Origin of the sequence: Lentzea sp. NPDC042327 (assembly GCF_040647275.1) — a bacterium.
In the GTDB taxonomy this organism is placed as follows: Bacteria; Actinomycetota; Actinomycetes; order Mycobacteriales; family Pseudonocardiaceae; genus Lentzea.
On the sequence record NZ_JBEZBX010000014.1, the window covers coordinates 49,901 to 66,413 of the forward strand.

The 16,513-nt window shown below is 70.8% G+C and carries 20 protein-coding genes; 18 read left to right on the forward strand and 2 right to left on the reverse strand.

Features of this window, described 5'->3' with window-relative positions; all coding sequences use genetic code 11:
- Nucleotides 1-2: 2 nt before the first annotated feature.
- On the reverse strand, nucleotides 3-632 hold the full coding sequence (locus AB0A63_RS30205; RefSeq protein ID WP_360397157.1) for a transaldolase family protein: 630 nt from the start codon (nucleotides 630-632) through the stop codon (nucleotides 3-5).
- 267 nt (nucleotides 633-899) lie between these two features.
- On the opposite strand from AB0A63_RS30205, the gene hrcA reads away from it, so the two are divergent.
- The 6 genes from hrcA to AB0A63_RS30235 all read left to right on the forward strand — a co-directional run bounded on the left by hrcA (nucleotide 900) and on the right by AB0A63_RS30235 (nucleotide 5,951).
- Entirely contained in the window at nucleotides 900-1,922 is a 1,023-nt protein-coding gene (gene hrcA / locus AB0A63_RS30210; protein WP_360397158.1) for a heat-inducible transcriptional repressor HrcA, read from the forward strand.
- A 41-nt stretch (nucleotides 1,923-1,963) separates the two neighbouring features.
- On the forward strand, nucleotides 1,964-3,115 hold the full coding sequence (dnaJ, locus tag AB0A63_RS30215; protein ID WP_360397446.1) for a molecular chaperone DnaJ: 1,152 nt from the start codon (nucleotides 1,964-1,966) through the stop codon (nucleotides 3,113-3,115).
- The gene (locus AB0A63_RS30220; protein WP_360397159.1) at nucleotides 3,112-3,846 is read left to right on the forward strand and encodes a 16S rRNA (uracil(1498)-N(3))-methyltransferase; all 735 of its coding nucleotides are present in this window, start codon (nucleotides 3,112-3,114) and stop codon (nucleotides 3,844-3,846) included. Before dnaJ ends, AB0A63_RS30220 begins: the two co-directional genes overlap by 4 nt.
- A 509-nt stretch (nucleotides 3,847-4,355) precedes the next feature.
- Complete coding sequence (locus AB0A63_RS30225; RefSeq protein ID WP_360397160.1) at nucleotides 4,356-5,012, forward strand: alpha/beta hydrolase; 657 nt, start codon at nucleotides 4,356-4,358, stop codon at nucleotides 5,010-5,012.
- 9 nt (nucleotides 5,013-5,021) lie between these two features.
- On the forward strand, nucleotides 5,022-5,612 hold the full coding sequence (locus AB0A63_RS30230; RefSeq protein ID WP_360397161.1) for a TetR family transcriptional regulator C-terminal domain-containing protein: 591 nt from the start codon (nucleotides 5,022-5,024) through the stop codon (nucleotides 5,610-5,612).
- A gap of 21 nt (nucleotides 5,613-5,633) precedes the next feature.
- On the forward strand, nucleotides 5,634-5,951 hold the full coding sequence (locus AB0A63_RS30235) for an HIT domain-containing protein (protein WP_360397162.1): 318 nt from the start codon (nucleotides 5,634-5,636) through the stop codon (nucleotides 5,949-5,951).
- A gap of 158 nt (nucleotides 5,952-6,109) precedes the next feature.
- On the opposite strand, the gene AB0A63_RS30240 is transcribed toward AB0A63_RS30235, so the two are convergent.
- Nucleotides 6,110-6,901 (reverse strand): GNAT family N-acetyltransferase, encoded by a 792-nt coding sequence (locus tag AB0A63_RS30240; protein WP_360397163.1) that lies wholly within the window; start codon nucleotides 6,899-6,901, stop codon nucleotides 6,110-6,112.
- A 103-nt stretch (nucleotides 6,902-7,004) separates the two neighbouring features.
- On the opposite strand from AB0A63_RS30240, the gene AB0A63_RS30245 reads away from it, so the two are divergent.
- The 12 genes from AB0A63_RS30245 (at nucleotide 7,005) to AB0A63_RS30300 (ending at nucleotide 16,377) form a co-directional block, all read left to right on the forward strand.
- Nucleotides 7,005-8,054 carry a PhoH family protein gene (locus AB0A63_RS30245; RefSeq protein ID WP_360397164.1) on the forward strand — a complete coding sequence of 350 codons (1,050 nt, stop codon included), beginning with the start codon at nucleotides 7,005-7,007 and terminating at the stop codon, nucleotides 8,052-8,054.
- 5 nt (nucleotides 8,055-8,059) lie between these two features.
- Nucleotides 8,060-8,620 carry an rRNA maturation RNase YbeY gene (ybeY, locus tag AB0A63_RS30250; RefSeq protein ID WP_360397165.1) on the forward strand — a complete coding sequence of 187 codons (561 nt, stop codon included), beginning with the start codon at nucleotides 8,060-8,062 and terminating at the stop codon, nucleotides 8,618-8,620.
- Nucleotides 8,621-8,641: 21 nt separating this feature from the next.
- Nucleotides 8,642-9,931: a hemolysin family protein gene (locus tag AB0A63_RS30255; protein ID WP_360397166.1), complete on the forward strand. Its 1,290-nt coding sequence runs from the start codon at nucleotides 8,642-8,644 to the stop codon at nucleotides 9,929-9,931.
- A complete protein-coding gene (locus tag AB0A63_RS30260) occupies nucleotides 9,924-10,274 on the forward strand; it encodes a cytidine deaminase (protein WP_360397167.1) in 351 nt (116 codons plus the stop codon). The genes AB0A63_RS30255 and AB0A63_RS30260 overlap by 8 nt, the downstream gene beginning before the upstream one ends.
- Before the next feature lie 44 nt (nucleotides 10,275-10,318).
- A complete protein-coding gene (locus AB0A63_RS30265; protein WP_360397168.1) occupies nucleotides 10,319-11,215 on the forward strand; it encodes a carbohydrate-binding protein in 897 nt (298 codons plus the stop codon).
- A gap of 76 nt (nucleotides 11,216-11,291) precedes the next feature.
- On the forward strand, nucleotides 11,292-12,188 hold the full coding sequence (gene era / locus AB0A63_RS30270; RefSeq protein ID WP_360397169.1) for a GTPase Era: 897 nt from the start codon (nucleotides 11,292-11,294) through the stop codon (nucleotides 12,186-12,188).
- On the forward strand, nucleotides 12,188-12,940 hold the full coding sequence (recO, locus tag AB0A63_RS30275; RefSeq protein WP_360397170.1) for a DNA repair protein RecO: 753 nt from the start codon (nucleotides 12,188-12,190) through the stop codon (nucleotides 12,938-12,940). The genes era and recO overlap by 1 nt, the downstream gene beginning before the upstream one ends.
- 48 nt (nucleotides 12,941-12,988) lie before the next feature.
- Nucleotides 12,989-13,807, forward strand: a complete 819-nt coding sequence (locus tag AB0A63_RS30280) for an isoprenyl transferase (RefSeq protein ID WP_360397171.1) — start codon at nucleotides 12,989-12,991, stop codon at nucleotides 13,805-13,807.
- Nucleotides 13,804-14,202 carry a hypothetical protein gene (locus tag AB0A63_RS30285; RefSeq protein WP_360397172.1) on the forward strand — a complete coding sequence of 133 codons (399 nt, stop codon included), beginning with the start codon at nucleotides 13,804-13,806 and terminating at the stop codon, nucleotides 14,200-14,202. The genes AB0A63_RS30280 and AB0A63_RS30285 overlap by 4 nt, the downstream gene beginning before the upstream one ends.
- A gap of 32 nt (nucleotides 14,203-14,234) precedes the next feature.
- Nucleotides 14,235-14,654: a hypothetical protein gene (locus AB0A63_RS30290; RefSeq protein WP_360397173.1), complete on the forward strand. Its 420-nt coding sequence runs from the start codon at nucleotides 14,235-14,237 to the stop codon at nucleotides 14,652-14,654.
- Complete coding sequence (locus AB0A63_RS30295) at nucleotides 14,651-15,661, forward strand: permease (RefSeq protein ID WP_360397174.1); 1,011 nt, start codon at nucleotides 14,651-14,653, stop codon at nucleotides 15,659-15,661. Before AB0A63_RS30290 ends, AB0A63_RS30295 begins: the two co-directional genes overlap by 4 nt.
- Nucleotides 15,658-16,377 carry a TIGR03943 family protein gene (locus tag AB0A63_RS30300; protein ID WP_360397175.1) on the forward strand — a complete coding sequence of 240 codons (720 nt, stop codon included), beginning with the start codon at nucleotides 15,658-15,660 and terminating at the stop codon, nucleotides 16,375-16,377. The genes AB0A63_RS30295 and AB0A63_RS30300 overlap by 4 nt, the downstream gene beginning before the upstream one ends.
- Nucleotides 16,378-16,513: the final 136 nt, after the last annotated feature.

Below are 16,513 nucleotides of genomic sequence, written 5' to 3' on the forward strand. Positions count from 1 at the left end.
GCTCAGCCCCCGTACTCGCCGGCGAAGGCCTGCTCGGCCTCCAGCGCGGCGGGGTGGGCGAGGACCTGGGTGAGCACGCCCAGCGGCGCGGTGACCGCGTCCGCGCCGTCGGCGAACGCCTGGGTGAACTGCCCGGCGTTCTTCACCGATGCCGCGACGATGCGGGTGCTCCCGCGCCGCAGGGCGGCGAGCCGGTGGACGAGGTCGTTGCCGATGCGCGGGTCGCGCCACGCGCGGTCAACGTAGGGGATCACGCTCGCCGCGCCGATCGCCTCGGCGATGATCATGGCGTTGGGCGACTGGGCCGCGGTCAGCGAGACCGGCACGCCCTCGCGCACGAGCCGCTGGGCGAGGACGGCACCGCCGGGGGTCGCCGGCACCTTGAGCACGATGCGCTCCGGTGCGAGCTTCCACGCCTGCAGCGCCTCGTCGAGCAGGTCGCCGTGCGCGCCCGTCGGCTGGTAGTACACCTCGGGGAAGTCGGTCGCGGCCAGCAGTTCGGCCGCGTGCGTGAGCGGGTCGGAGGTGACCTGGCGCAGCAGCGTCGGGTTCGTCGTGACGCCGGTGACGAAGCCGAGCGCTGCCGCGGCGGACACGTCGTTCAGATCAGCGGAGTCCAGCAGGACAGTCATGTGGATCGAAGCCCCCGTGTCGTCGGCAGGTGACTTCGAAGCTACGAACGGGCAGGCCCCTCTCCGGCGGTTCACGGCGGACCTGCCGCCCAACTGCCGCTCCCGCTGCCGTCCTACTTCGACCCGATGTCCAATACATTGGATATCGGCGCCCGAGCCGGCCTGAGGCCTGGTTGAGCCCGGTCACAGCAGCTTCACGGACGTGGCACCCCGCAGGAAACCGGCTGGGTAAACTCGGGAGCAGTGGGACACGGGAGGTGAACAGCGGTGAACTCCGATGAGCGTCGGTTCGAGGTGCTGCGCGCCATCGTCGCCGACTACGTGTCCAACCAGGAGCCCGTCGGGTCGAAGGCCCTGGTCGAGCGGCACAACCTGGGTGTGTCGAGCGCGACCGTGCGCAACGACATGGCCGCGCTGGAGGACGAGGGCCTGATCGCCCAGCCGCACACCAGCGCGGGCCGCGTGCCGACGGACAAGGGCTACCGCCTCTTCGTCGACCGGCTGAGCGAGATCAAGCCGCTCTCGCAGGCCGAGCGGCGGGCCATCCGCAGCTTCCTCGACGGGGCGCTCGACCTCGACGACGTGATGCGCCGCAGCGTGCGGTTGCTCGCCCAGCTGACCAGGCAGGTCGCGGTGATCCAGGTGCCGACCCTGTCGCGTGCGGCCGTGCGGCACCTGGAGGTGCTGCCCATCACACCGGCGCGGCTCATGCTGGTGCTGATCACCGACACCGGCCGCGTCGACCAGCGGATCGTCGAGCTGGGCGACGTCGTCTCCGAACAGGACGTGGCCGACCTGCGCGCGTCGCTGAACCAGGCGATGGCGGGCAAGAAGCTGTCCGACGCGAGCGCCAAGGTCGCCGAGCTGCCCGACGAGATCCGCCAGGACCTGCGCGACCCGATGCTGCGCCTCGCGACGGTGCTGATCGAGACGCTCGTCGAGCACCCGGAGGAACGGCTCGTGCTCGGCGGCACCGCGAACCTCACCCGCAACGTCGCGGACTTCCCCGGCTCGTTGCGCCAGGTGCTGGAGGCGCTGGAGGAGCAGGTCGTGGTGCTGAAGCTCCTGGCCGCCTCGCGCGACCCCGGCCGTGTCATGGTGTACATCGGGGAGGAGAACGAGGCCGCCGAGATGCGCAGCACCTCAGTGGTGTCCATCGGGTACGGCAGCCGCGACAACCCGCTGGGCGGCTTGGGCGTCGTGGGACCGACGCGCATGGACTACCCGGGAACCATGGCGGCCGTCCGCGCGGTCGCCAACTACGTCGGTGAGATCCTGACCGGTCGTTGAACCAGGACTTGTGCTGAAAGATGAACACGAAAGCGAACAAGGTGGCCAGGGATTACTACGGCATCCTCGGTGTGGCGCAGAACGCGACACAGGATGAGATCAAGCGCGCCTACCGCAAGCTCGCAAGGCAGCTGCACCCGGACGTCAATCCCAACGAGGAGGCCCGCTTCAAGGAGGTGACGGCCGCCTACGAGGTGTTGTCGAACCCCGAGAAGCGCCGCGTCGTCGACCTCGGCGGCGACCCGCTCGACTCCGGTGGCGGACGCGGCGGCGGTGACCCGTTCGCGGGCTTCGGCCTCGGCGACATCATGGACGCGTTCTTCGGCGCCTCGGGCGGCGGTGGTGGTGGCCGCGGTCCGCGCAGCCGCGTGCAGCCGGGCTCGGACGCGCTGATCCGCCTCGACATGACGCTGGAGGAGTGCGCCTCCGGCGCCAGCCGCGAGCTGACCGTCGACACCGCGATCCTCTGCGACCGCTGCCACGGCGCCGGCACCGCTGGCGACTCCAAGCCGATCCGCTGCGACACCTGCAACGGCCGCGGCGAGGTCCAGTCCGTGCAGCGCTCGTTCCTCGGCCAGGTCGTCACGTCCCGCCCGTGCCCGGTCTGCCGCGGCTACGGCGAGGTCATCCCCGACCCGTGCCAGCAGTGCGCCGGCGACGGCCGCACCCGCTCGCGCCGCACCATCTCGGTCAACATCCCCGCGGGTGTCGCCGAGGGCATGCGCGTGCGCCTCGCGGGCCAGGGCGAGGTCGGCCCCGGCGGTGGCCCCGCGGGCGACCTGTACGTCGAGGTCGAGGAGCACCCGCACGAGATCTTCGAACGCGACGGCGCCGACCTGCACTGCGTCGTGCAGATCCCGATGACGACCGCCGCGCTCGGCGCCACGCTGCCGCTGAAGACGCTCGACGGCGAGGAGGAGCTGCAGATCGACCCCGGCACGCAGCCCAACACGCAGCTGGTGCTCACCGGCCGCGGCATGCCGAAGCTGCGCTCCACCGGCCGCGTCGACGGCCGCGGCGACCTGCACGTGCACCTCGACGTCGTCGTGCCGACCAAGCTCGACGCGGCCCAGTCCACGCTGCTGCGCGAGCTGGCCGAGCTGCGCGGCGAGAGCGAACCGTCCCTGTCGCACAACGGCAAGGGCGGCGGCGGTCTGTTCTCCCGCCTGCGCTCCTCCCGCGGCAACCGGTGACCCTGCCGGTCTTCCTCGTCCCCGCGCTGCCCTCGGGTGAGTCGTTCGTGCTGGACGGCCCCGAGGGCCGGCACGCGGCGACGGTCAAACGGCTGCGCGCCGACGAGGAGCTCGTGCTGTCCGACGGCTCCGGCACCCAGGTCCGCTGCGTCGTCGTGGCGGTCCTGGACAAGGACGCCCTGTCGCTGCGCGTCGTCGAACGCTGGACCGAACCCGAACCGGCCCCCCGCGTCGTCCTCGCCCAGGCGCTCGTGAAGGGCGACCGCGGCGAGCTCGCCGTCGAACTGGCCACCGAGGCCGGCGTCGACGGCGTGCTGCCCTGGCGCGCCGCCCGGTGCGTCGCCAAGTGGGAGGACGGCCCGCGCGGCGCCAAAGCCCTGGGCCGCTGGCGGTCCACGGTCCGCGAAGCGGCCAAGCAGGCCCGCCGCGCCCGCGTGCCGTTCGTCGACGAACCGGTCAGCACCGCGCAGCTGGCACAGCGCGTGTCGTCCTCGGCGCTGACGCTCGTGTTGCACGAGAGCGCCACCGACCGGCTCGCCGACGTCGCACTACCCACCGCAGGGGACGTCCTGCTCGTCGTGGGTCCCGAAGGCGGGATCACCCTCGACGAACTCGACGCGTTGCGATCTTCGGGTGCACGAGTGGTCCGATTGGGCCCAACCGTTCTGCGTGCATCTACCGCCGCAGCCGTTGCTCTTGGTGCCATCGGGGTGCTCACCCCCCGCTGGTGACCCCGATCACTCCCGAGATGAACACCCGATGGATTGGCTTGACGAGAGTTGTAGCGAATCCCAGGCCCTCGGGGTTACCCTTGTCCACAGAGGGGATGATTGGTCTATCCGGAAACGGAGTAGACGATTAGGCCCTTCTGCCCAAAAGACTCGCCGGACACCTCCCCCCTCGGTCCGGCGTCGGCGCCTCGCGGCGAAGCGACCCCCAGGCTTCGGACCGCGGGGCGCCTCCTTATTTCTCCCGCCTCGCGCGCTCGGCGCTGCGCGCCTTCGCCGCTCGGCGAAAGAAGGTTGTTTTTTGGGGGCCGAGCCCCCAAACCCCAGCCGGGCGGCTTCGCCCCCGGACCCCCGGACCAGGTGCCTGCTGCCCTCATCTGCTGCCCCTCCTCTGCCGTCCCTCCTCACCCTCACCTGCTCTTTTTGGGCCTTCCCACCTGCCCTTTCCGGCTCGTTTCCCTCTTCGCTGGCGGCGGCCTTACCGTCCTGGCGATTGGCGTAAGTTCGGGTGTGTGCAGCGGATTGCTTACGGTGACCATCCCAGTCAGTTCGGTGAGCTTTGTGTTCCCGAAGGGACTGCGGAGGGTGCTGTTGTCGTCATCCACGGTGGTTTTTGGCATCAGCGGTACGGGCTCGAGTTGGGGCGGCCACTTGCCGATGTGCTCGTGCGGCGCGGATTCACCGTGTGGAACGTCGAATATCGGCGTGTCGGCGGTGGCGGTGGGTGGCCGGTAACCGGACAGGACGTGCTGGCCGCCATTGATGCCGTCGACATCGGGCCCGTCGTGACATTGGGGCACAGCGCCGGGGGACACCTCGCCGTGTGGGCCGCCAAGCACAGCGACCGGGTCGTCGGCGCGGTCGCGCAGGCCGCGGTCCTCGACTTCACCCGGCACATCACCGCACGGGCGCTGGAGCTGTGCACCGAGGAGCAGTTCGCCGAGGCGTCACCGGCCGCGCTGGTGCCGATCGGCAAACCGGTGGTGTGCGTGCACGGCGACCGCGACGAGGACGTGCCCGTGGAGCAGAGCACCGGGTTCTGCGCCGTGGAGCCGCAGGCGGAGCTCGTCGTCGTCGAGGGCGCCGGGCACATGGACGTGATCACCCCCGGCACGGCGTCCTGGCAGCGGTGCGAGGAGGCGGTCGTCCGGCTGGCGCGCGGCTGCTAGAAAGGGCCGGTGCCGAAGGTTGTCGACCACGAGGAACGCCGCCGCGAGCTGGCCGAGGCCGTCTGGCGCATCGTGCGGCGCGACGGGATCGACCACGCCTCCGTGCGGGCCGTAGCGGCCGAGTCCGGGTGGTCCAGCGGGTCGCTGCGCCACTACTTCCCGACGCAGGACTCGCTGCTGGGCTTCGCGATGGAGCTCGCCTACCGGCGGTTCCTCGCCCGGTTCGAGCAGATCGACCCCGCGCTCGGCAACCGCGAGCGCGTGGCGGCGATCGCCCACGAGATGCTCGCGCTGGACGAGGACCGGCGGGTCGAGGCGGCGGTGCTGCTGTCGTTCCTGCCGCGGGCACTGGTGGAACCGTCGCTGCGCGAGCTGGAGCGCTACGGCACGCGCGAGCTGTACAACGAGGTCGCGCGCGTGTTCGCCGCCGCGGCGGAAGCAGGCGAGCTGCGCGCCGGCGTGGTGCCGTTGAAGGCGGCCCGGAGGTTCATCGCGCTGGTCGACGGGCTCAACGTCCACCACCAGCTCGGGCCCGACGAGCTCACCGCCGAGGAGATGACCGAGGCGGTCGACGACCAGCTGGCCGCCCTGTTCCGCTGAACCCCGCTAGCGTGTGAGCGCATGGCCTGTTTGTTCTGCAGCATCGTCCAAGGCGAGATCCCGGCGACCGTCGTGCACGAGACCGCGACGACGCTGGCGTTCCGCGACATCCACCCCAAGGCACCCGTGCACGTGCTGCTGATCCCGCGCGCGCACGTCCCGCACGCCGTGGCACTCGACCGCGACCAGCTCGGCGACCTCTTCGCCGCCGCGAAGGAGGTCGCCGAGGCCGAGGGCGTCGCGGAGAGCGGCTACCGGCTGCAGTTCAACACCGGGACCGACGGCGGGCAGGAGGTCTTCCACGCCCACCTGCACCTGCTCGGCGGCAAACGCCTCTGACGAGGGCCCTTCCACCCGGGTGGCCTCGCCCCACGACCTCAGACCGTGTGCTTGCTCGAGCTCGACGACCTTCGTGCCGAGGTCGTCGAGCTCGCGATATATCGGATATCGGTGTGGTCAGCTCGCCCGTGTACTGCGGTTCCCGTCGAGTTCCCGCGTCACCCGAGTGCGTGCGAGGCGGGGGCGAAGTAGCGCGACCGGTCACCCGGCACGTCGTCGGCACCGCACACCATCAACGTGCACCCGCCGCCGCCCTGCTCGAACCCCCGTCCCCGCAGGAAGGCCGCCACCTCGGCGTCACCGGTGTCCACGCGGACCCGGCCCGCACCGGCGGCCACGTCCACGAGCATCGCGCACGCGACCTCAGCCGACGGCGCGATCAGCGGCCCCACGGTCTCCCCGGCCGGGTTCGGCCGCGTCGCGACGACGCCGTCCGCCGACATCAGCACCCGGTACGGCGACGCCGGGTCGAGCAGCCGCTCCCACAGCAACGGCCGCGTGAACCCGCTCACCTCCTCGTCCAGCGCGGCGAGCACGGGCAAGTCTGCGGGCGTCGCCGGCCGCGTCATCCCGCTCGCGGGACCGGTGAGCTCGCCCTGGAGCTCGACCGTTGCCCCGACGGGGTGAAAGCCGAGCCGCGCGTACAGCGGCTCACCCATGGCCGTCGCGAACAACACCGAAGGACTGATGTCCAACACATTGGTCATGAGCTGAGTGCCGATGCCCCTGCGTCCCGCCCACGAACCCACCAGCACACCGCTGATGGCCTGCATCTGCGGGTACGGCGTCGTCACCGCGGTGCCGAGCAACCCGGTCTCGTCGAACGCACCCCACGCCGGCCCCAGCGCGAGCATCAGCTCCCACTGCTCGGGCGTCCAGGCCCAACCCCGGTCCGTGATGAGCTTCATGCAGTCGGGTACGTCGGCGACGGTCAGCCTGCGGATCTCCACAACCGATGAGCACACACGGTGAGCAATCCGGTAGCCACTCATTTTCGGCCGGACTAGCATCGTGGCCATCAGATCCGAGCGACAGGAAGCAGGCCGGGGCCTCGTGGCCGAAGAAACACAGCAGAGCAACAAGGAAGGTCAGTCCCGGTTCGCCGTGCCCGACGGTGCGGTGCTCAGCCTGCTGGGGTCGCGCGACGAGAACCTCCGCCTCGCCGAGGAACTGCTCGACGCCGACGTCCACGTGCGCGGGAACGAGATCACCCTCTCCGGCGCCCCCGCCGACGTCGCCTTCGCGGAACGCGTGTTCACCGAGCTCGTCACCCTCGCGAGCCGCGGTCAGGCCGTCGACACCAACACCGTCCGCCGCACCGTCGCCATGCTGAGCGCGAACACGGACGAGTCGCCCGCCGAGGTCCTGAGCCTCGACATCATCAGCCGCCGCGGCCGCACCATCCGGCCGAAGACGCTGAACCAGAAGCACTACGTCGACGCCATCGACAAGAACACGATCGTGTTCGGCATCGGCCCCGCGGGCACCGGCAAGACCTACCTCGCCATGGCCAAGGCCGTCCAGGCCCTGCAGGCCAAGCAGGTCAACCGCATCATCCTGACCCGCCCGGCCGTCGAGGCCGGCGAACGCCTCGGCTACCTGCCCGGCACCCTGTACGAGAAGATCGACCCGTACCTGCGCCCGCTCTACGACGCGCTGCACGACATGGTCGACCCGGAGTCGATCCCGCGCCTCACGCAGGCGGGCACGATCGAGGTCGCACCCCTCGCCTACATGAGGGGCCGTACCTTGAATGACGCGTTCATCATCCTCGACGAGGCGCAGAACACGACGCCCGAGCAGATGAAGATGTTCCTCACCCGCCTGGGCTTCGGCTCCAAGGTCGTCGTGACCGGTGACATCACCCAGGTCGACCTCCCCGGCGGCCAGCGCAGTGGTCTGAGGGTCGTCCAGGAGATCCTCGACGGCGTCGACGACGTGCACTTCTCCGTGCTGACCAGCCAGGACGTGGTGCGCCACCGCCTGGTCGGCGACATCGTCGACGCGTACGAGAAGTGGCAGGTCGACCAGGACGCGCTGGACCAGAACGGGCGGCACCAGGGACCCGGTGCACGGCGGGGGAACCAGCGGCGGGGACGATAGGCGCCGTGAGCATCGAGATCGCCAACGAGTCGGGCGTCGGGGTCGACGAGGGTTCCATCGTCTCCGCCGCCCGCTTCGCGCTGGACCGCATGGGCGTGAGCCCGCTGGCCGAGCTGTCCGTCCTGCTCGTCGAGCTGGACGTCATGGCCGACCTGCACGAGCGCTGGATGGACCTGCCCGGTCCCACGGACGTCATGGCCTTCCCCATGGACGAGCTGGACTCGGCCCGCAGGCCCGACGCGGCGGGGCTCGGTCCCGCGCTGCTCGGGGACATCGTGCTGTGCCCGGCGTTCGCCAAGGACCAGGCCAAGAAGGCGGGCCACGGCCTGCTGGACGAGCTGCACCTGCTGACCGTGCACGGCGTGCTGCACCTGCTCGGCTACGACCACGCCGAGCCGGCCGAGGAACGTGAGATGTTCACGTTGCAGAACCGCATCCTCGCGGACTTCCGCGCGGCGCGGGACGAGGCCGAGCGGGCCGCGCACCAGCGCAGTGCGGATGACAAGGTGCTCGGCGCCGTCGGTCTCGACGAGCAGAAGCCGCTGCAGCACCCCGAAGAAGACTGATCGCGCCAAGAGAGACTGAGAATGAGCGAGAGCCCTGCCGGTCTCCTGCTGCTGGCCGTCGTCCTCGTGCTCGCCGCGGGCCTGTTCGCGTGCGCTGACGCCGCGCTGGGCACCGTGTCGAGTGCGCGGGTGGAAGCACTGCAACGGCAGGGCCGGTGGGGGACCGGCCAGCTGTTGCAGGTGCTCAACGACCGGCCGCGGCACGTCAACCTGTTGCTGCTGCTGCGGCTGTTCTGCGAGCTGTCCGCGACGGTGCTGGTCACGGGCGTGTTCCTGCAGTACGTCGAGGAGGACTGGCTCGCGGCGCTGTACTCGTGCCTGAGCATGCTGGTCGTGTCGTACGTGCTGGTGGGTGTCGGGCCGCGCACGATCGGCCGTCAGCACCCGTACGGCGTGAGCTTGGCCGCGGCGGGCACGGTCCGCCAGCTCGGCCGGGTGCTGGGGCCGTTGTCGAAGCTGCTGATCCTGATCGGCAACGCGATCACGCCGGGCAAGGGGTTCCGCGAGGGCCCGTTCTCCTCCGAGGTGGAGCTGCGCGAGCTCGTCGACATGGCGCAGGAGCGCGGTGTGGTCGACGAGGGCGAGCGGGAGATGATCCACTCGGTGTTCGAGCTGGGTGACACGATCGCCCGCGAGATCATGGTGCCGCGCACCGAGATCGTGTGGATCGAGCAGGCCAAGTCGCTGCGGCAGGCGCTCGCGCTGTCGTTGCGCACCGGCTACACCCGCGTGCCGGTGATCGGGGAGAGCGTCGACGACATCCTGGGCGTGGTGAACCTCAAGGACCTGATGCGGGCGACGCTCGCGGAGGACGAGAACCCCGAGCACGTCGCCGAGCTGATGCGGCCGGTGAGCTTCATCCCGGACACGAAGCCGATCGCGGACCTGCTGCGGGAGATGCAGCTGTCGCGGCGGCACATGGCGATCGTGGTCGACGAGTACGGCGGCACGGCGGGGCTGCTGACGATCGAGGACATCCTCGAGGAGATCGTCGGCGAGATCACCGACGAGTCCGACACCGACGACCGTCCGCCGGTGGAGCACCTGCCCGACGGGACGGTGCGGGTGAGCGCGCGGCTGCCGGTCGACGACCTGGACGCGTTGTTCGGCACCGAGCTCGACGACCACGAGGTGGAGACCGTCGGCGGCCTGCTCGCGCAGCGCCTGGGCCGGGTGCCGCTGCCCGGCACGGAGGCGGAGATCGCCGGTCTGCGCATGCGGGCGGAGGGCGGCAAGGACGAACGCGGCCGCATCAGGGTCACCACGGTGCTGGTGCGCCCGCTGCCCAACCAGGAGGAGAAGGATGACTGACGCCGGTGTCGACGGCCTGGGTGCCGAGGACGCGAAGCTCGTCACGCTCGCGCGGTCGGTGCGTGCGCGCAACGGTGCGGCGGAGGGGGCCGCGGTCCGCGACCTGGACGGGCGCACCTACAACGCGTCCACGGTGTCGTTGCCGTCGTTGCGGCTCACCGCTCTGCAGGCGGCCGTCGCGGCTGCGGTGTCGAGCGGTGCGGAGGGCTTGGAGGCGGCGGTCGTGGTGACCGACGCGGGCGGTCTGGACGAGGCGTCCGTGGCGGCGGTGCGGGATCTCGCGGCAACTGCGCCGGTTTTTCGTGCAACTTCGGCCGGAGAGGTCGCGGACGTGGTGCGCTGACCCCGTGGGCGGGGGAGCCCGCCTGGTACGAGGGGGAAGTGCGGATGAGACGTTTGACCGCTTTGTTCAGCGTGCTCGCGATCGCCGCGGGCACGCTGTTCCTGTCCGGGCCGGTGGCGCACGCGGCCTGGAGCGACTGGACCGGGCACGGCGGGCAGGTGTACGGCACGCCCGCCGTCACGACGTGGGGTCCCGGCCGGCTCGACGTGTTCGCCGTGGGCACCGACTACGCGTTGCGGCACCGGGTGTACGAGAACGGCCGCTGGCACGACTGGGAGTCGCTCGGCGGCTACCTCACGACCTCGCCGTCCGCGGTGGCGTGGGGTCCCGGCCGCATCGACGTGGTGGCCGGTGACGCCGCGGGCGGGGTGCAGCGGCTGGTCTACGACGGCGTGTGGCGCCCGTGGGAGACGCTCGACACCGGCACGTACCGCTACGGCGCGGCGATCTCGTCGCGCGGTCCCGGCCGGCTCGACCTGTTCACCGTCGGCCGCGGCGGCGCCGGGGACACCGGTCTGCACGTGAAGAGCTTCGCCGACGGCACCTGGTCGGGCTGGACCGCGCTGGGCGGCGACCTGGCCTCGACGCCAGCGGCGGTGTCCTGGGACGCGAACCGGGTCGACGTGTTCGCCAAGGGCGCCGACAGCTCGCTGCACCACACGTGGGCCGACAACGGCGTGTGGGGGTCGTGGGAGTCGCTGGGCGGGGGCATCGACCAGGCACCGGGTGTCGCGTCGTGGGCGCCCGGCCGGCTCGACGTGTTCGCCCGCGGCACGGACAACTCGCTCTACCACAAGGCGTTCGACACGGTCTGGCACGCGTGGGAGTGGCACGGCGGGGTGCTGTCGTCCGGTGCCGCCGCGGTGTCGTGGGGCCCGAACCGCATCGACGCCTTCGTGACCGGCAACGACAGCGCGGTGCACCAGAAGGCCTGGTCCTGACGGTCGTGTGTGGCGTGGAATAGCAGATCCCGGGACCGGCGACAACCCCGTTGCCGGTCCCAGGGACAATGGCGGGATGGATGGTTACCGCTCCGGGTTCGCGTGCTTCGTCGGCCGCCCGAACGCAGGGAAGTCGACGCTGACGAACGCGCTGGTGGGCACGAAGGTCGCCATCACGTCGAGCAAGCCGCAGACGACCCGGCACACGATCCGCGGCATCGTGCACCGCGAGGACGGCCAGCTGGTGCTGGTGGACACGCCGGGGCTGCACCGGCCGCGCACGTTGCTGGGTCAGCGCCTGAACGACCTGGTGCGCGAGACGTGGTCGGAGGTCGACGTGGTCGGCTTCTGCGTGCCGGCCGACCAGAAGGTCGGGCCGGGCGACAAGTTCATCGCCGCCGAGCTGGAGAAGGTCGCGAAGCGCACGCCGGTGGTCGGCATCGTCACCAAGACCGACCTGGTGTCGCAGCAGCAGGTGGTGGAGCAGCTGCTCGCGTTGCAGAAGGTCATGGAGTTCGCCGAGATCATCCCGGTGTCGGCGGTCGACGGCTTCCAGGTCGACAAGCTCGGTGACCTGCTGCTGGGCAAGCTGCCGGAGGGCCCGCCGCTGTACCCGGACGGCGACCTGACCGACGAGCCGGAGCAGACGCTGGTCGGCGAGCTGATCCGCGAGGCCGCGCTGGAGGGCGTGCGCGACGAGCTGCCGCACTCCATCGCCGTGGTGGTCGAGGAGATGCTGCCGCGCGAGGGCCGCGACGACCTGATCGACATCCACGCGTTCGTGTTCGTGGAGCGGCCGTCGCAGAAGGCGATCATCCTGGGACACCGGGGTGAGCGGCTCAAGCAGGTCGGCACGGCCGCGCGCAAGCAGATCGAGGCGCTGCTGGGCACCCGCGTGTACCTGGACCTGCACATCAAGATCGCCAAGGACTGGCAGCGCGACCCGAAGCAGTTGCGCCGCCTGGGCTTCTGATGGCGAACCTGTACCGCGACACCGGGATCGTGCTGCGCGTGCAGAAGCTCGGTGAAGCGGACCGGATCATCACCTTCCTGACCCAGCGGCACGGCAAGCTGCGCGCCGTGGCCAAGGGCGTGCGCCGCACGACGTCGAAGTTCGGCGCGCGGCTGGAGCCGTTCTGCCACGTCGACGCGCAGTTCCACCCCGGCCGTTCGCTCGACATCGTCACGCAGGTGCAGACGCTCGACGCGTTCGGCGTGGGCATCGTGGACGACTACCAGCGCTACACGGCCGCGTGCGCGGTGCTGGAGACCGCCGACCGCCTCACCGCCGAAGAGGGCGAACCGGCCGTGCGGCTGTACCTGCTGGTCGCGGGCGCGCTGCGGGCGTTGGCGGCGGCTGAGCGCGATCCGTCGCTGGTCCTGGACGCGTTCCTGATGCGGGCGATGTCGTTCGCCGGGTGGGCGCCCGCGGTCAACGAGTGCGCGAAGTGCGGTGACCCCGGTCCGCACCGCGCGTTCAGCGTCCAGGCCGGTGGGTCGGTGTGCCCGAACTGCCGTCCGCCGGGGTCCGCGTCGCCGTCGAGCGACACGCTGTCGTTGCTGTCCGCGTTGCTGCACGGGCAGTGGGACGTGGTCGACGGGATTCCGCACCTGGCCCGCCGTGACGCGAGTGGGCTGGTCGCGGCGCACCTGCAGTGGCACCTGGAGCGGCAGCTGCGGTCGTTGCCGTTGGTCGAGCGCAAGGCCCGTGCCGACGAAGGCTAATGTGGCGCCTACCGACAACGGTTTTCGCCCGAGAGGATGCCTGGTCCAATGCTGCGTCGACGTCGTGCCGAGGCTGAGAAGCGCGTGCCGCGCCCGCCGGAGCCGCACCCGTCCGGCGCTGTGCCCCCGGCGATCCCGGCCGAGTTCGTGCCCAAGCACATCGCGATCGTCATGGACGGCAACGGCCGCTGGGCCAACCAGCGCGGCCTGTCCAGGGTCGAGGGCCACAAGCGCGGTGAGCAGGTCGTCGTCGAGGTCGCCAAGGGCGCGATCGAGATGGGTGTGAAGTGGCTGTCGTTGTACGCCTTCTCCACGGAGAACTGGCGCCGCAGCCCGGAAGAGGTCCGCTTCCTGATGGGCTTCTCCCGCGACGTGATCCACCACCGCACCGACGAGCTCGACGAGCTGGGCGTGCGGGTGCGCTGGGCGGGGCGCCGGCCGCGGTTGTGGCGCAGCGTCATCAAGGAGCTGGAGGTCGCGGAGGAGCGCACCCGCGACAACGACCGGCTGAACCTCGCGATGTGCATCAACTACGGTGGCCGCGCCGAGATCGGTGACGCCGCCCGCGAGATCGCGCGGCTGGTCGCCGCCGGGCAGCTCAACCCGGAGAAGGTCGACGAGAAGACCCTCGCCCGCTACCTGTACCAGCCCGAGATGCCGGACGTGGACCTGTTCATCCGGCCGTCCGGCGAGCAGCGCACCTCGAACTTCATGCTCTGGCAGTCCGCGTACGCCGAGCTGGTGTTCCAGGACATCCTCTGGCCCGACTTCGACCGCCGCGACCTGTGGCGCGCCTGCGAGAAGTTCGCCGAGCGCGACCGGCGCTTCGGTGGTGCGGTCGACAAGCCCGACTCGGAGGTCTCGTGAACGCCACAGGTGACGCCCTGGAGTCCGCCCGCAAGGCGCTGGAGCTGTTCCACGACGTCGCGGTCGACGACGACGGCGCGCTCAGCTTCCGCCACGGCGACGTGCCGTGCGCGGTGCAGGGCATGGAGCTGGCCGACGGCCTGACCGTTCTCTCGCTGACGTGCGTCGTCGCGTGGGACCTGCCGGCCGACGCCGCCGTCTGGGTGGCGGAACGCGCTGGTCAGGGCCTCTTCGGCACGCTCGGCGTGATCGCGTCCCAGCGCGGTGTCGACGTGATGCTGCGGTACGCGTTCCCGGCGGACGGGCTCAAGCCCGAGCCGCTGAGCACGCTGCTCATGCTCGTCGTCTCGACCGCGTCGCAGGTGCGCGGCGAGCTGCTGTCCCGCTTCTCCTAGCTTTTCAGAAAGGAACCCCTTCCATGGGTGGCGTGATCATTTACGAGCCGGAAGAGGACTCCGAGGTCAACGAGTTCCCGTGGACGGTGACGTTCGAGCCGTCCGGCGGGGAGGAGTGGGACTCCTTCATCTGCGGGCCCTACGAGCGCGACCACGCGGTGGCGCTGGCCGAGGCCGTGGCGCTCGACGACACCGAGGGCGGCGTGCTGGCCGTCGTCGCACCGATGCTGCCGGCGCTGAGCGCGGCCGACGTCATCGCGACGATCGAGGACCTGCGTGAAGCCGCGGCCGAGGAGGACGAGGCCGAGGACGACACCGTCAACGGCACCGCGGTCGACTTCGACGACGAGGAGCTCGTCGAGGAGGAGGCCGAGTTCGCGGAGCCGCCCTCGCCCGAGGAGATCCGCGCGGGCATGGAGCGCACCTACCGCAGGCTGCTGGACGCGGAATGACGATCACCGGCGAGATCCGCTCGCCGAAGCGCCGCTCCGGCCCGCCTCGGCTGAAGATCACGTCGTTGGAGGTGCTGTGCGGGGTGCTCGTCCTCGCACTGCTCTTCCAGTCCCGGCTCGTCGACCTGCTCGACGTGCCGAAGCTGCGCACCGCCTCGACGGTGTTCGTCGCCATCTGCGTGCAGGCCATGCCGTTCCTGGTGCTGGGCGTGCTGATCTCGGGCGCGATCGCGGCGTTCGTCCCGGCCTCGGTGCTGCGCAGGGCGCTGCCGTCGAAGACGGCGCTGGCGGTCCCGGTCGCGGGTGTCGCGGGCGTGGCGCTGCCGGGCTGCGAGTGCGCGTCGGTGCCGGTGGCGCGGCGGCTCATGCAGCAGGGCGTGGCACCCGCGGTGGCGCTGACGTTCCTGCTCGCGGCCCCCGCCGTGAACCCGATCGTGCTGGTCTCGACGGCGGTGGCGTTCAACGACACCCCGATGATGGTCGTCGCGCGGTTCGCCGGCTCGCTGCTCACGGCGATGGTCATGGGCTGGCTGTGGGTCCGCTTCGGCAAGGCCGAGTGGATCGCGGAGCGGGCGCTGGCCCGCATGAAGGACAACACCGGCGCCAACAGGTGGACCGTGTTCGCCGAGAGCGCGCGGCACGACCTGGTCGACGCCGGCGGGTTCCTCGTGCTCGGCGGCCTGTTCGCGGCGGCGTTCAAGACGTTCGTGCCGGTGGCCTGGATGGAGACCATCGGCGGCCAGATCGTGCTGGGCGTGCTGGTCATGGCGGTCCTGGCGGTCGTGCTGTCGCTGTGCTCGGAGGCCGACGCGTTCGTGGCCGTCGCGTTCTCCGCGCTGCCGCTGCTGCCGCGCCTGGTGTTCCTGGTCGTCGGCCCCGCCGTCGACGTGAAGCTGATCGCCCTGCAGGCGGGTGCGTTCGGCAGGTCCTTCGCCTTCCGCTTCGCACCCGCTACCTTCGTGGTGGCGATCTTGTGCGCGGTCCTGACCGGGGTGGTGCTGCTGTGAGGCGGGAAACCCAGAACATCCTGCTGGTCCTGCTCGGCGGTGCGCTGCTGAAGATCAGCTTCTCGGGCCTGTACCTGCGCTACGTGAAGCCGGGCCTGTTGCCCCTGCTGATCGCGGGCGGCGTGATCATGATCGGCCTGGCGCTGTTCGCGATCGTCCGCGACATCCGCGCGGCCAGGCCGGTCGAGGCCGCGGACCACGACCACGCCGAACTCGGTCACGAGCACTCGTCGCGTTCGACGTGGCTGTTGCTGCTGCCGGTGCTCGCCGTGTTCCTGATCTCGCCTCCCGCGCTGGGCGGTGACGTCGTGGGCTCTGCCGCCGACACCAACCAGACGCAGCGCGCCCGCAACCTGCTCGGCGAGCTGCCCTCCGGTGACGTCATCCCGCTGTCGATGACCGAGTTCATCACCCGCACGGCGTGGGACGAGTCCGGCACGCTCGACGGCCGCAAGGTCAAGCTCACCGGCTTCCTGACCCGCGCGGAGGGCTCGACGTACGTGGCCCGCATCGCGATCTCGTGCTGCGCCGCCGACGCCCGCCCGCTCAAGGTGAAGCTGCTCGGCGACGTGCCGGCGCTGCCCGACGAGCAGTGGGTCGAGGTGACCGGCCAGGTGGTGCCGAAGTCGGCGTCGGAGCAGACGTCGTGGGTGCCGAGCTTCACCGTCGAGTCGTCCGACCCGGTCGCCGAGCCAGCCGAGCCCTACGAGTCCTGACCGTCCGTTCCCGCGTGCACGCGGGGACCTTTCGTACTCCACAACGGTACGAAAGCTCCCCGCGTGCACTAAGCCGGTGGCCGAGTCGGCCGAGCCCTACGAGAGCTGAGCGGCCGTTCCCGAGTGCACGCGGGGA